General features: G+C 73.3%; 11 protein-coding genes. 3 read left to right on the top strand and 8 right to left on the bottom strand.

Annotated elements, in window-relative coordinates; translation table 11 throughout:
• Window positions 1-47: 47 nt before the first annotated feature.
• The 5 genes from ABT070_RS29425 to ABT070_RS29405 form a co-directional block, all read right to left on the bottom strand.
• A complete protein-coding gene (locus tag ABT070_RS29425) occupies window positions 48-3,044 on the bottom strand; it encodes an ATP-binding protein (RefSeq protein WP_351764904.1) in 2,997 nt (998 codons plus the stop codon).
• 69 nt (window positions 3,045-3,113) lie between these two features.
• Window positions 3,114-3,467 carry a UBP-type zinc finger domain-containing protein gene (locus ABT070_RS29420; protein WP_351764903.1) on the bottom strand — a complete coding sequence of 118 codons (354 nt, stop codon included), beginning with the start codon at window positions 3,465-3,467 and terminating at the stop codon, window positions 3,114-3,116.
• Window positions 3,464-4,945: an ATP-binding protein gene (locus ABT070_RS29415; RefSeq protein ID WP_351764902.1), complete on the bottom strand. Its 1,482-nt coding sequence runs from the start codon at window positions 4,943-4,945 to the stop codon at window positions 3,464-3,466. Before ABT070_RS29415 ends, ABT070_RS29420 begins: the two co-directional genes overlap by 4 nt.
• A complete protein-coding gene (locus ABT070_RS29410; protein WP_351764901.1) occupies window positions 4,942-6,618 on the bottom strand; it encodes an NAD(P)/FAD-dependent oxidoreductase in 1,677 nt (558 codons plus the stop codon). The genes ABT070_RS29415 and ABT070_RS29410 overlap by 4 nt, the downstream gene beginning before the upstream one ends.
• A gap of 144 nt (window positions 6,619-6,762) precedes the next feature.
• A complete protein-coding gene (locus tag ABT070_RS29405) occupies window positions 6,763-7,119 on the bottom strand; it encodes a VOC family protein (protein ID WP_351764900.1) in 357 nt (118 codons plus the stop codon).
• Window positions 7,120-7,181: 62 nt separating this feature from the next.
• On the opposite strand from ABT070_RS29405, the gene ABT070_RS29400 reads away from it, so the two are divergent.
• Window positions 7,182-8,054 carry a universal stress protein gene (locus ABT070_RS29400; RefSeq protein ID WP_351764899.1) on the top strand — a complete coding sequence of 291 codons (873 nt, stop codon included), beginning with the start codon at window positions 7,182-7,184 and terminating at the stop codon, window positions 8,052-8,054.
• A 1-nt stretch (window position 8,055) separates the two neighbouring features.
• Here ABT070_RS29400 and ABT070_RS29395 read toward each other — a convergent pair whose 3' ends face one another.
• The 3 genes from ABT070_RS29395 to ABT070_RS29385 all read right to left on the bottom strand — a co-directional run bounded on the left by ABT070_RS29395 (window position 8,056) and on the right by ABT070_RS29385 (window position 10,987).
• The gene (locus tag ABT070_RS29395) at window positions 8,056-9,291 is read right to left on the bottom strand and encodes a DUF4032 domain-containing protein (RefSeq protein WP_351764898.1); all 1,236 of its coding nucleotides are present in this window, start codon (window positions 9,289-9,291) and stop codon (window positions 8,056-8,058) included.
• Between the two features lie 9 nt (window positions 9,292-9,300).
• Entirely contained in the window at window positions 9,301-10,050 is a 750-nt protein-coding gene (locus ABT070_RS29390) for an MBL fold metallo-hydrolase (RefSeq protein ID WP_351764897.1), read from the bottom strand.
• Window positions 10,051-10,357: 307 nt separating this feature from the next.
• A complete protein-coding gene (locus tag ABT070_RS29385) occupies window positions 10,358-10,987 on the bottom strand; it encodes an alpha-ketoglutarate-dependent dioxygenase AlkB (protein ID WP_351764896.1) in 630 nt (209 codons plus the stop codon).
• Window positions 10,988-11,128: 141 nt separating this feature from the next.
• Here ABT070_RS29385 and ABT070_RS29380 point away from each other — a divergent pair, with 141 nt between their 5' ends.
• Window positions 11,129-11,785, top strand: coding sequence for a TetR/AcrR family transcriptional regulator (locus tag ABT070_RS29380; protein WP_351764895.1), 657 nt, complete (start codon window positions 11,129-11,131; stop codon window positions 11,783-11,785).
• A gap of 28 nt (window positions 11,786-11,813) precedes the next feature.
• Window positions 11,814-13,487, top strand: coding sequence for an FAD-binding dehydrogenase (locus ABT070_RS29375; protein WP_351764894.1), 1,674 nt, complete (start codon window positions 11,814-11,816; stop codon window positions 13,485-13,487).
• Window positions 13,488-13,651: the final 164 nt, after the last annotated feature.

Raw genomic sequence — 13,651 nt, 5'->3', positions numbered from 1 at the left:
GTCTCGTTGAACGCCCGTCCGTCGTGGCCGGGCCGAGGCCGCCGGGATCAGCCCGACGCGCCGAGCTCCGGTTCGAGCAGCCGCTCGCGGTAGGCGATCGCCACGGCCTCCGTACGGCTCGCCGCGCTCAGCTTGGCGAGGATGTTGGAGACATGCACGCTCGCCGTCTTGCCGCTGATGAACAGCTCCTCGCCGATCTGCCGGTTGCTCCGGCCGAGCGCGAGCAGCCGCAGGACATCCCGCTCCCGGGCCGTCAGGGCGACCGGACCGCCCCGGGCGGCGGTCCCGGCGTCGGTGAGGCGTCCGCGGCGGACCAGGTCGTCCCACCGCTCCAGCAGGGTCGTGGCGCCCAGCCGTACGGCCGTCTCGCGGACGGCGCGGGCCTCGGCCGCCGCGTCCTCGCGTCGCCCGGCCGCCAGCAGGGCCCGCGCGTACCGCAGCCGGCAGCGGGCGAGTTCGTAGACGTCGCCGTAGTCGAACGCCGCCACCGTCCTCTCCCAGGCCGCCGGATCGGGCCCGGTGGTGGCCCACGTCCACTCGGCCTCCGCGCGGGCCAGCCAGGCGCGCCCCTCCGGGCCCTGCGGCACACCGGCCGCGCCCCGCAGGGCCACCGCCCGCGCCGGCTCCAGGAGTTCCGTCGCGACCGCCGACCAGCGGCCGGCCGCCGCCTCGTCGCCGCCGCGCCGTGCCTCGGCCGCCGCCTCGGCGACCGCCGTGAGGGCGAGCGCGGTGAGTCTGACCGTGACGTCCGGGAGCATGCCCACGTCGTCCGTGAGAGCTTCGACCGAGGACCGCAGCCGGGCCACCGCCCCCTCGGCGTCACCGCTCAGTACCGCCGCGTCGGTCAGCACGATGCCCGCGACGAGCTCCGCCATCCAGTCGAAGCGCCCGTCGAGCAGGGCCCGGGCCCGGTCGACGACGCCCTTGTCGCCGCGCGCGAGGCCCACGTACAGGGCGGGACCCACCGCGAATCCACCCGACACCGGCAGCACCGCCAGGTCGGTCGTCGCCGTCCGCAGACACTCGTCCCAGCGGCCCAGCGTGTAGAGCACCAGCAGCTGGAGGTACCGCATCTCCAGCGGATACGGCGAGGACAGCAGCCCCGCCCGGCGGGCGCGGTCCAGGCCCTCGGCCAGCCAGGGCAGGCACTCCGCCAGCTCCCCGGCCTCGTAGGCGCCGATCGCCAGGGTGAACAGGGCCCGCATCTCCACCGGAGCGTTGCCGCCGCGCCGGGCCAGTTCCCGCGCCTCCGTCAGCCTCGCACGGCCCTCGGCGGAGCGGCGGCCGTCGCCCTCGAGGTTGGCCAGCGAGACCAGGAGGTCGGCACGTGCGTCCGTCAGATCGAGTTGCTCGGCGGCGCGCAACGCCCGGCGCGCGACCCGCAGGGCGGTCTCGGAGTCACCGACCTGACGGGCCGCCAGGACATGCGTGGCGGCGGCCCACACCCAGGTCGGCGACGGCGGTTCGGCGGGGATCATCGCCAACGCCTCGCTGCTGTAGGCGAACGCGGCCGTCAGACTGTCGACGCCCATGAGCGTGCCGGCCAGCGTGTACCGCACGCGGGCGGCGAGTTCGGCGTCGGTCGTCCGGCCGACGCCGGCCAGCGCGGCCCGGTTCAGGGAGACCGCGCGGTGCGCCTCCCCGGCGTGCGCGGCCGCCGCCGAGGCGCGCAGCATCAGCGTGACCCGGTCGGACCCCTCACCGGACGGAAGGGCCGCCGTGGGCACCGACTCCCAGAGGTCGAGAAGGGCCTCCAGATGGCGCAGTTCCTCGGCGGGCGCGCCGACCCGGCGGGCGTGGTCGGCGGCCTCCAGCGAGGCGGCGAGGGCCTCGCGCAGGTCATGGCTCTCGCGGTAGTGGTGGGCGCGTTCCGCCGCGGTCTCGGCACGGTGGCCCCGCCCGGCCAGCAGAGCGGCGAACGCGCCGTGCAGCCGGGACCGTTCACCCGGCAGCAGATCGGCGTACACCGCCTCGCGCGCGAGGGCGTGCCGGAAGGCGTAGGCGCCGTCGCCGCCCGCGACCAGGAGCTGGTGGCCGACGGCCTCCCGCAGCGCCGACTCCAGTTCGTCCTCCGGCAGTCCCACCGCGTCCCGCAGCAGGTCGTGTTCCACGCGCCGGCCGGCGACGGCGGCGGTGCGCAGCACCTGCTGGGCGGTGTCGGGGAGTTGCTCGACACGGATGAGGAGGAGGTCGGCCAGCCCGCTGGGCATCCCGCCGGCCTCCGTGTCCGTGGCCGCCAGCAGCTCCTCGGCGTAGAAGGCGTTGCCCTCCGCGCGCTCCACGATGCGGCGCACCGTGGCGTCCGGCAGCGGCCGGTCCTCCAGGGCGCGCAGCAGCAGGGCCACCTCGGCGTCCGCCAGCGGCCGCAGTTCCAGCCGGTCCACGGCCGGCAGCCGCACCAGCTCCGCCAGCAGCGGACGCAGCGGGTGCCGGCGGTGCAGGTCGTCCGCCCGGTAGGAGGCCAGGATCGCCAGCCGGTGACCGGATCCGCCGCCCGTGGGCCGTTGCAGGAAGCCCCGGCTGAGCAGGAAGCGCAGCAGGTCCCGGGAGGACTGGTCGGCCCAGTGCAGGTCCTCCAGGACGAGGAGCAGCGGTGTGACGTCCGACAGGTCGGCGAGCAGCGCCGCCATCCCCTCGAACAGTCTCAGCCGTCCTTCCCCGCTGCCGCCGGACCGCGGGGCGTGCCCCGCGTCGTCCCGCACGGTGTCCGTGCCCGCGCCGAGCAGCCGGTCGACCAGGGGGTGCGCGGCCAGGACGGCGGTGAACCGCTCGTCGGCGGCGAGCAGGCCGAGGATCTCGGTGAACGGCAGATACGGCAGCCCCACGTCACCGAGGTCGACGCAGTGCCCGGTGAGCACGGTCATGCCGGAGCGGACCGCCCGGGTGGCGACCTCGTCCAGCATCCGGGTCTTGCCCACGCCGGCGTCCCCGGCGATCAGCAGTGCGCGCGACTCACCGCCCCGGGCGCGTTCCAGTACGCCGGAGAGCCGGGCGAGCTCCTCTTCCCGGCCGATGAACGGGGTGGCGAACACGGTCTGCGACACGACTCCATCCTGGCACGCGCCACCGACAACGCGGCCCGCGACCAGGAACGGAACCCTGCCGGGACGATCTCAACGGTGCAGTGCCTGCGCCCAGTCCTTCGGCACGCGCCCGGCCGGGCCCGGCACGGGCTGGTCCGCGGGGTGACTGGCCGGTGGGGCGAGTGCGGGCCCGGACTCGTACAGCTCGTCGGTGGAGTAGTCCCAGAACCACTCCTCGCCCGGCTCGAAACTGCGGACCAGGGGATGCCCGGTCGCCTTGTGGTGCGCGGTGGCGTGCTGCGCGGGGGAGGAGTCGCAGCAGCCGACATGGCCGCAGGTCGCGCAGCGCCGCAGGTGGAACCACCAGCCGCCCGCCGAGTCGCAGTCCACGCAGCCGGCGCTGCTGGGCGGGACGCTCGGGTCGATCGCGTCTACGTCGGTCATACAGGCTCCTCGGCGGTGTCGGGATCCGGTGCGCTCTCGGGGTCGGGATCGGGGGCGGTCAGCGGCAGCAGCACCTGGAAGCGGGTGTCGCCCGGCACGGACTCCACATGAAGGCTGCCGTGGTGCTTGTTGACGACGATCCGCCAGGAGATGTCCAGACCGAGCCCCGTGCCCTCGCCCACCGGCTTGGTGGTGAAGAACGGGTCGAAGATGCGGCCCCGGACCTCGGGCGGGATCCCGGGGCCCGTGTCGCGGAACTCGACCAGCAGCCGGTCGCCCTCGCGGGCCGTCCGCACGGTCAACGTGCCCTCGCCGCCCGCGCTGTCGACGGCGAAGACGGCGTTGTCGACGAGGTTCGTCCACACCTGGTTGAGCTCCGCCGGGTAGGCCGGGATCGCCGGCAGCGCACGGTCGTAGTCCTTGACGACCTCGATGCGCTGTCCGATCTTGCCCGACAGCATCAGCAGGGTGCTGTCGAGGAGTTCGTGCACGTCGACGACCCGGTAGGGGGCGCGGTCGAGCTGCGAGTACTGCTTGGCGGCGTCGACGAGGTGCGAGATGCGGTTGGTGGAGTCGCCGATCTCGTCCATCAACAGCTCGGTCTCGACCGTGTAGTTGAGCCACCCCATCGCGCCCGGCAGGATCTCCTCGTCGACGGCGGCCGCGATCTGCTCCAGCCAGTCCACGTCCAGCCCGGCCTGTACGAAGGTCGGCGCGATCCGCCAGCCCTCCTGGATGCCGTGGTCGTCGAGCCAGTCGGTGAGGTCGTCCTCCCGGTCGGAGGCCTCCAGCGGGCTCAGCACCGGTGCCTTCGCCACCAGTTCGGCCGTCCGCTCCTGGATCTCGATCAGCCGGGTCAGCGCCTCCGGGTCGTACGCGCCGGAGGCGATGACGGCCAGCTTGTGCCGCATCTTCGCCACCCGCTCGCGCAGCGTCGCGGTGGCGCGTACGGCCGCCGCGGCCGGGTTGTTGAGCTCATGGGTGAGGCCCGCCGACAACGAGCCCAGGGCCAGCAGCCGTTCGCGCTGCCCGATGGCCCGCTGGGTGTTCTTCGAACCGAAGAACAGCCCCTCCAGCAGGTGCGCGGCCATCGGGAACCACTCCCGCATGACGGCCGAGAACGACTCGGCGGGCAGCACGAAGAACCGCGTCGGCTCGGTCACCCGCATCGAGTTGTTGTAGACCTGCGGCACCTGGTCCCCCAGGTAGGCCTGCATGGCCCCGGCGTACACCCCGCGCTGGGAGGTGCGGCTCACCTCGACGTCGTCCCCGCCGACCCGGCGGTACAGCACGACCGTCCCTTCGACCATGACATAGAAGCAGGTCGCCGGATCGCCCTCGGTGTACACCGGACCGGGCTCGAACCTCTCCACCCGGCCCTCGCTGCAGAGCCGTCCCAACTGCTCGGGGGAGAGCTTCTCGAACAGGAACAGCGAGCTGATCTCGGTCGGGCTGCACGGCATCAACTGCCCGCTCATGACTGCTCCAGATACCGGTGGACGAGCATCACGGCCATGGCTCCCTCTCCTACGGCGGACGCGACGCGCTTCGCGGACTCGGCGCGCGCGTCGCCCGCCACGAACACGCCGGGAATACTGGTCTCCAGGTGGTACGGCGGCCGGTCCAGCGCCCAGTCCGCCGGCGGCCGCCCGTCCGGGGTGAGGTCGGGCCCGGCGAGGATGAACCCGCGTTCGTCGCGCAGCACCGTGCCGTCCAGCCAGTCGGTCAGCGGGGCCGCGCCGATGAACACGAACATCCACTGCGCGTCCACGAGTTCGGTCTCGCCGGTCGTGACGTCCCGTAGCGTCAGCTGCTCCAGGTGGCCGTCCCCGTGGGCGGCGTCGACGACCGTGCCGGGACGCACGGAGATGTTGGGCGACTCCTCGATCTGCTGGATCAGGTAGTACGACATCGAGGCCGCCAGGGACTCCCCGCGCACCAGCAGCGTGACGGACTTGGCGCCTCTGGCCAGGTACATGGCCGCCTGGCCGGCCGAGTTGGCACCGCCCACGATGTACACGTCCTGCCCCTGGCAGGAGGACGCCTCGGTGAGCGCGGATCCGTAGAAGACCCCGCAGCCGGTCAGGTCGTCGCAGCCCGGCGCGGCCAGCTGCCGGTACGACACACCCGTCGCGAGGATCACACTGTGCGCCGCCACCGCCGACCCGTCCGAGAACCGCACGACACGCGCGGAGCCGTTGACCTCGAGCCCGGTGGCCTCGCGCGCGGTGAGGATCTCGGCGCCGAACTTGGTGGCCTGCCGCCGTGCCCGGTCGGTGAGCTGGGCCCCGGACACGCCGTCGGGGAAGCCCAGGTAGTTCTCGATGCGGGAGCTCTGCCCGGCCTGTCCACCGGTCGCGGACCGCTCCACGAGCACCGTCCGCAGCCCCTCGGAGGCCCCGTACACCGCCGACCCGAGCCCGGCCGGGCCGCCGCCGATCACCACGAGGTCGTAGAAGTCGGCCGTCGGCGTCGTCGCCAGCCCCACGTGGGCGGCCAGTTCGGGCGCGTCCGGCTCGACCAGGGGCGTGCCGTCCGCGGTGACCACCAGCGGCAGCCGCTGCCCGTCGACCCCGGCCGCGGCCAGCAGCCGCTGCCCCTCCGGCTCGTCGGCGGAGTACCAGCGGTAGGGCACCTGGTTGCGGGCCAGGAACTCCCGCACCTCCGACGACCGTGCCGACCAGCGGTGCCCGACCACCTTCGTGGCGGGCACGGGCCGGTAGTCGCTGGAGCGCCAGGCGTCCAGCAGGTCGTCCAGGACGGGGTAGAGCTTCTCCTCCGGCGGGTCCCACGGCTTCAGCAGATAGTGGTCGAGGTCGACGACGTTGATCGCGTCGATCGCCGCGCTCGTGTCGGCGTACGCGGTCAGCAGCACGCGCCGGGCGCCCGGATACACGTCCAGGGCCTGTTCGAGGAACTCGATGCCGTTCATCTGGGGCATGCGGTAGTCGGCGAGGATGACCGCCACCAGGTCGCCGCGGAGCTTCAGCTCGCGCAGCGCCTCCAGCGCGGACTCCCCGGACTCGGCGCGCACGATCCGGTACGCGGCGCCGTAACGGCGCCGCAGGTCCCGGGCGACGGCGCGGGATACCCCCGGGTCGTCGTCCACGGTCAGGATGACGGTCCGCGCCGAATCGGCGGCCTGTGCCATACGTCTCCCACCCCGAGAGGGTCGTCACTCACGGCGGCACGGCGAAGCCCGCGCCGGCTCCGCCCATCGTATGTTCGATCGCCGCGGTCCGCTCCGGGATACCGGCGGACCGTGCGCTCTCGGCACAGGGCAGGGCACACGCGGTCAAGACGGCCGCCGCGCCCCCAGCACGCAGAACTCGTTGCCCTCGGGGTCGAACAGCGTCACCCACGGCTGCTCGCCCTGTCCGATGTCCGCGTGGCGGGCGCCCAGCGACAGCAGCCGGGCCACCTCGGCGTCCTGGTCGTCGGGGCGGAAGTCCAGGTGGAGCCGGTTCTTGACCGTCTTCCGCTCGGGCACCGGGACGAAGAGCAGGCCCGGCGTCCGCTCCTGCTCCGGTCGGATCTCGTACTCGTCGGGTGCGTCGTTGACCACGACCCATCCGAGGGCCGCGGCCCACCAGCGCCCCAGCGCCAACGGGTCGGCCGCGTCCACGATCACTTGCTCCCACTCCAATGCCATGTCCGAAGCGTAGTGAAGACTGGGGGCCGACGGATGTGATCACGACACGAGGAGGCGGCGGGATGACGGGCCCGATCACGGCAGGGGTCGACGGGACGGACGAGAGCCTCGCGGCGCTCGCCTGGGCGGCCCGCGAGGCCGTCCGGCGAGACCTGGACCTGCGGGTGGTGCACGCCTGGCGGTTCCAGCCGAACGCGGCGGCCGACGTGGCGGACCGGGACGCGCAGGAGCGGTGGGTGCGGGACTCCGTGCGGCAGGCCGTCGCGACGGTCGCCGAGCGGCACCCGGGACTGGCCGTCACCACCGACGTCCGCGAGGGCAGCCCGATCGGGACGCTGATCGCCGCCGCGGCCGAAGCGGATCTGCTGGTGCTCGGCTCGCGCGGGCACGGACCGGTCGTCGGGTTCCTGCTGGGCTCGGTCGGCCAGCAGGTCATCACCGAGGCCGCCCGCCCGGTCGTGCTGGTCCGGGCCGGTGACAAGCCGTCGTCCGAGGTGGCAGGGCACGAGATCGTGGTCGGCCAGCACGGAGAGCCCGAGGACAGCGCCTCCGCGCTGCGCTTCGCGTTCGAGACGGCGGCGGCCCGGGGCGCGGGCGTGCGTGCGGTGCGGGCCTGGACGCTCCCGCCGGTGTTCGCCTACAGCCCCGGCTCGCTCAAGCTCGCGGACGACGCCGGCGGCCTGGAGCCGTACGAGAAGAAGGCGCTGGCCGAAGCACTGGAGCCGTGGCGGGCACGGTTCCCCGACGTGCCGGTGGTGGAGCACGTGGAGATGGGCAGCGCCGGGCAGGTGCTGCTGTCGGTGTCCGGGCGGGCGCAGCTGATGGTGGTCGGCCGCCGCGCCCACCGCACGGCCGTGGGCGCCCGGATCGGCTCGGTGGCGCACGGCGTCCTGCACCACGCGGACTGCCCGGTCGCCGTCGTGCCCCACGCGTGACTCACTCCGGGATCGTCGGCTCCAGGGTCTCCCGGGCCTTGGGCAGGATCTTCCTGATGTAGTCCTCGACCGCCGTGTCGAGCCCGATGTCGTGCTGCGCGTGCTCCGAGAGGTACCAGCGGTGTTCGAGGAGCTCGTGGTAGATCTCCGCCGCGTCCATGGAGCCGCGCAGCTCGAGGGGGACCGCGCGCACGGTGGGCCGGAAGACGTCGCGTACCCAGCGGTGCGCCAGCACCTCCGGGCGGGCCGCGAGGGGGTCGCCCGGGGCGTAGTCGTCCTGGGTGGCCATCCAGCTCTCGAGGTCGTTCAGCAGCCGCCTGGCCTGGTTCTCCTCGGTGTCCAGGCCGGTGAGGCGCAGCAGCTGACGCTGGTGGTGGCCCGCGTCGACGACCTTCGGCACGAAGGTGACCGTGTCGCCGTTGGTGGAGTGCTCGATCTGCATCTCGGCGACGTCGAAGCCGAGCTCGTTGAGCCGGCGGATCCGGCGCTCGATGTAGTGGTACTTGCCCGCCGGGTAGACCGAGGTGCGGGTCAGCTCCTGCCACAGGGCCCCGTAGCGGGCGCAGATCTCGGTGCCGAACTCGATCGGGTCCACCGAGGGGTGCAGTGCCCCGGACGCCTCGAGGTCGAGCAGTTCGCCGCTGATGTTGACGCGGGCGAGGTCGAGGTCGTAGTCGCGCTGGCCGGGGCTCAGCTGGGGGTGCAGGTCGCCGGTCTCGGCGTCGACGAGGTAGGCGGCGTAGGCGCCCGCGTCGCGCCGGAACAGCGTGTTGGACAGCGAGCAGTCGCCCCACGCGAACCCGGCCAGATGCAGCCGCACCAGCAGCACGGCGAGGGCGTCCATGAGCCGGTGCATGGTCGCCGGGCGCATCGTCGTCTCGAACATCGAGCGGTACGGCATCGAGCCGCCCAGGTGCCGGGTGACCAGCACCGACTCCAGCGGCACACCGTCCTCGTCGGCGCGGCCGGTGACCACGGCCAGCGGGTCGACGGCGGGGATGCCGAGCCGGTCCAGGTCGCGCAGCAGCTCGTACTCGCGCAGCGCGGGGCGTTCGGCGAGCTCCTTGACGGCGATCACCTCGTCGCCGGCCTGGGCGTAGCGCACCACGTGGCGGGAGATGCCGCGCGGCAGCGGGACGAGGACCTCCTCGGGCCACTCCTCCAGGGGCAGGTGCCACGGCAGCTCCAGCAGGAGTGCCGGATGCTCCGGGTTGGTGGCGCTGATCTGCAAAGCCATGGCCTGACCTTAGACGGCGCGTTCGCGGGCCTGCTGGGCCGCCACCCGCACGGACCCCTGGTGCACCGGGCCGTGCCCGGGCAGCAGCAGGTCGGCCGCGAGTCCCTCGATCACGTCCAGGGACTCCACCGCGCGGCTCCGCTCGTGGTGGAACATGTCCGGCAGCAGCTGCGGCCCCTTCAGGCGCGAGGTCGGGTGGCCGCTGACCAGGGCGTCGCCGGAGACGACGACGCCCGCCCCCGGAAGGTGGAAGACGGCGTGGCCGTCGGTGTGGCCGGGGGTGTGCACCGGGACGGGACGGCCGGGCAGGTCGAGCGGTCCGCCGTCGCCCGGGAACGCCTGGGGCGCGGTGACCGGGTGCTGCTCGGTGCCGCCGGAGCGCAGCGCGTGCACCGTCCAGGGCAGCACGCCGGGCCGCCAGGCGTTCCTCAGCACCTCGCCCACGGTCACCTGCTGGAGGAACTCCCGCCGGGCGTGCGGCACTTCGGCCTCGTGCAGATACACCGGCGTGCCGTACACCGAGCGCAGGTGTTCGGCGGAGCCCAGGTGGTCGTTGTGGGCGTGGGTGATCAGTACGGCCGTGACGGCCTCCGGTGAACTGCCCACGAAGGCGAGGGAGTCCAGGACCAGTTGCCGGTCTCCCGGGTAGCCGGTGTCGATCAGGGTGACGGCGTCCCCCTCGGTGAGGATCACCCAGTTGGTGTTGCTGCCGTGCACCAGGTAGGTGCCGTCCGCCACTTGCCGTACGTCTGCCCGCATGGCCGTCCCGTGTCCTGGAGATTCGTGCCCGACGGGGACAGCAAAGCAGATCACCGGGTGGATGCGGACGGTGGGGCTCCACGCATCCCGAACAGGAGTCCGTCACCCGCGTCGGGCGCACCCCGTGCTCGTGGACCGGCTGGATCACCGTCGGCGAAGCGGTCGCGATCGCCGCGTACTTGACGCTGATCGGCGCCGGCCGGCCGCGATCCGACGGTAGCTGTGTCCCCGCTCCCAGGGGTACACGGGCCGACCGCGTGAGCGACCCACCGGAGCCCGCGTCCAGACACAGCTACGTCGGATCGCTTCAGCGCACCCCGCGCGGGCGGAACTGGACGCTGATGCGCGGCCCGGCGGCGCGGGTGGACTTCGGGACGCAGTGCTCCCAGGTCCGCTGGCAGGAGCCGCCCATCACGATCAGGTCGCCGTGTCCCAGCGGGCGCCGTACCGTCTCGCCCCCGCGTGCCGGGCGCAGCAGCAGGTCGCGCGGGGAGCCCACGGAGAGGATCGCGACCATGGTGTCCTGCCGGGCGCCGCGGCCGATCCGGTCGCCGTGCCAGGCGACGCTGTCCCGGCCGTCGCGGTAGTGGCACAGACCGGCGGTGACGAAGGGCTCGCCCAGTTCCTCGGCGTAGTGCGCGGACAGGGCCCGGCGTGCCCGGGCCAGCACCGGGTGGGGCAGTTCCTCGTCGGCTCCGTAGAACGCGAGCAGGCGCGGTACGTCGATGACGTTGTCGTACATCTTCCGGCGCTCGGCGCGCCACGGGACCTCGGTCGCCAGCTGTTCGAACAGGGCGTCCGATCCGGTGAGCCAGCCCGGCAGCACGTCGATCCAGGCGCCCGCGCCGAGGGTGGTCCGGCGGATGCCGTCGAGGGGGCCGAGGCGCAGGTCGTCGGTCTGGTCGAAGAGGGAGCCCTGGAGGTGGTGCGCGGTCATGGTTCCAGCGTACGCCTTAATCGAAAGTATGTTCCCTTCGGTGGCCGTGCCCGGGGGTGGTGGGGCGGTGCGGCCGCCTTCGACAGGGCTTTCGATACATCGGTGTATCGGATACATTCCCGTATCGAACGGAGGTCCGGTATGGCGGCGGAGCAGACCGAACAGACGGCCGAGCGGACCGGGCCGACGACCGGGCGCGTCACCAGGCGCCGGGTCCGTACCCGGGCCAAGCTGCTCGACGCCGCCTTCGAGGTGTTCGCCGCCAAGGGCTTCGGGCGGGTCTCCATCGAGGAGGTCTGCGAGGCCGCCGGCTACAGCAGGGGCGCCTTCTACTCCAACTTCGACAGCCTGGACGAGCTGTTCTTCGCCCTCTACCGGCAACGGGCCGACCTGATCGCCGAGCAGGTGTCCGGGGCCCTGGCCCTCGACGGACCCGACCTCGACGTGCCCGCGGCCGTCGACCGGGTCACCGAGGTGCTCCTCCTCGACCTGGACTGGCTCCTGGTGAAGACGGACTTCCTGGTGCACGCCGCGCGGGCTCCGGACGTCGCGCAGACCCTGCTCGAACACCGGGCGCGGCTGCGGCGGGCGATCGCCGACCGGCTCGCCAGGGCCCGGGGCCTCGCCGCACCGCCGGCCGTGCTCGGGGACGTCGACAGCGCGGCGCACGCCGTGGTCGCCGCCTACGACGGAGTCACCGCCCAACTGCTGCTGGACAAGGACGTCGAGGGCGCCCGTGTCTGGCTGAAGCAACTGCTCACCGCGCTGCTGACCGACGGCAGCGGCACCCCCCAATGACCTCTTCAGGAGAAAGGCAGCGGACGCCATGGACGCGGACGTCATCGTCGTCGGAGCGGGCCTCGCGGGCCTGGTCGCGGCGCACGAACTCACCAGCAGGGGCCGGCGGGTCGCCCTGGTCGACCAGGAGAACGCCGCCAACCTCGGCGGCCAGGCGTTCTGGTCCTTCGGCGGGCTCTTCCTCGTCGACTCGCCGGAGCAGCGCCGCCTCGGCATCAAGGACTCCTTCGACCTCGCCTGGAGCGACTGGCAGGGCAGCGCGCAGTTCGACCGCGCCGACGACGAGGACTCCTGGGCGGTGCGCTGGGCGCGCGCCTACGTCGAGTTCGCGGCGGGGGAGAAGCGGACCTGGCTCGCCGGGCACGGGATCTCCTTCGTGCCGACCGTCGGCTGGGCGGAGCGCGGTGACCTGCGCGCCGACGGACACGGCAATTCCGTGCCCCGCTTCCACGTCGCCTGGGGCACCGGCACCGGCGTCGTCGCCCCGTTCGTGCGCTACGCCAAGCAGGCGGCGAAGGACGGGCTGCTGACCTTCTACCACCGGCACCAGGTCGACGAGCTGGTCCTCGAGGACGGCGCCGCCCGCGGGGTGCGCGGCACGGTCCTCGCCCCCGACGACTCCGCGCGCGGCGTCGCCTCCAACCGCGACCGCCTCGGCGACTTCGAGCTGACCGCCCAAGCCGTGGTCGTCACCAGCGGCGGCATAGGCGCCGACCACGAGATCGTGCGGCGCTACTGGCCCGAGCGGCTGGGCACCCCACCCGCCGAGATGGTCACCGGTGTCCCCGCCTACGTCGACGGCCGCATGCTCGACATCAGCGCCGAGGCCGGCGTCCGGCTGGTCAACCGCGACCGCATGTGGCACTACACCGAGGGCATCCAGAACTGGGACCCGATCTGGCCCGGCCACGGGATCCGCATCCTGCCCGGCCCGTCCTCCCTGTGGTTCGACGCCCTCGGCCGCCGCCTGCCCGACCCGTGCCTGCCGGGCTACGACACCCTCAACACGCTCAAGTACCTGCGCACGACCGAGGACATCGCCGGGCACGACCACTCCTGGTTCATCCTCACCCGCAAGATCGTCGAGAAGGAGTTCGCGCTCTCGGGCTCCGAGCAGAACCCCGACATCACCGCCAAGGACCGCAAGGCCGTCCTGCGCGACCGGCTGCTCGGCAAGGGCGCCCCGGCGCCGGTGCAGGCGTTCCTCGACTGCGGCGCGGACTTCGTCATCGCCGACACCCTCGACGAGCTCGTCGGGAAGATGAACGGCCTGACGGAGAAGGCGCTGCTCGACGTGGACGGCCTGCGCCGTCAGATCGAGGCCCGCGACCTCCAGATCGCCAACCCGTACGCCAAGGACTCCCAGGTCCAGGGCATCCGCAACGCCCGCCGCTACATCGGCGACCGGCTCGGGCGGGTCGCCACCCCGCACCGGATCCTGGACCCGGGGGCAGGCCCGCTCATCGCCGTCAAGCTGCACGTCCTCACCCGCAAGACGCTCGGCGGCATCCAGACCGACCTCGACTCGCGCGCCCTGGGCGCCGACGGACAGCCGGTCGAGGGCCTGTACGCGGCGGGCGAGGTGGCCGGCTTCGGCGGCGGCGGCGTGCACGGCTACAACGCCCTCGAAGGCACCTTCCTCGGCGGCTGCCTCTTCTCCGGCCGTGCCGCCGGCCGGGCCGCGGCCCGACAGACCGGCTGAGGGGCAGACCGAAAGATCGGCTGACGGGCGGACCGGCTGACGGGCAGGCTGACGGGCCGTCGGCCGGACCCGTCGGCCGGACCCGTCGGCCGGACCCGTCGGCCGGACCCGTCGGCCGGACCCGTCGGCCGGACCCGTCGGCCGGACCCGTCGGCCGGACCCGT

Origin of the sequence: Streptomyces sp. NPDC002884 (assembly GCF_040295245.1) — a bacterium.
In the GTDB taxonomy this organism is placed as follows: domain Bacteria; phylum Actinomycetota; class Actinomycetes; order Streptomycetales; family Streptomycetaceae; genus Streptomyces.
This window is presented reverse-complemented; position numbering and strand designations above follow the sequence as displayed.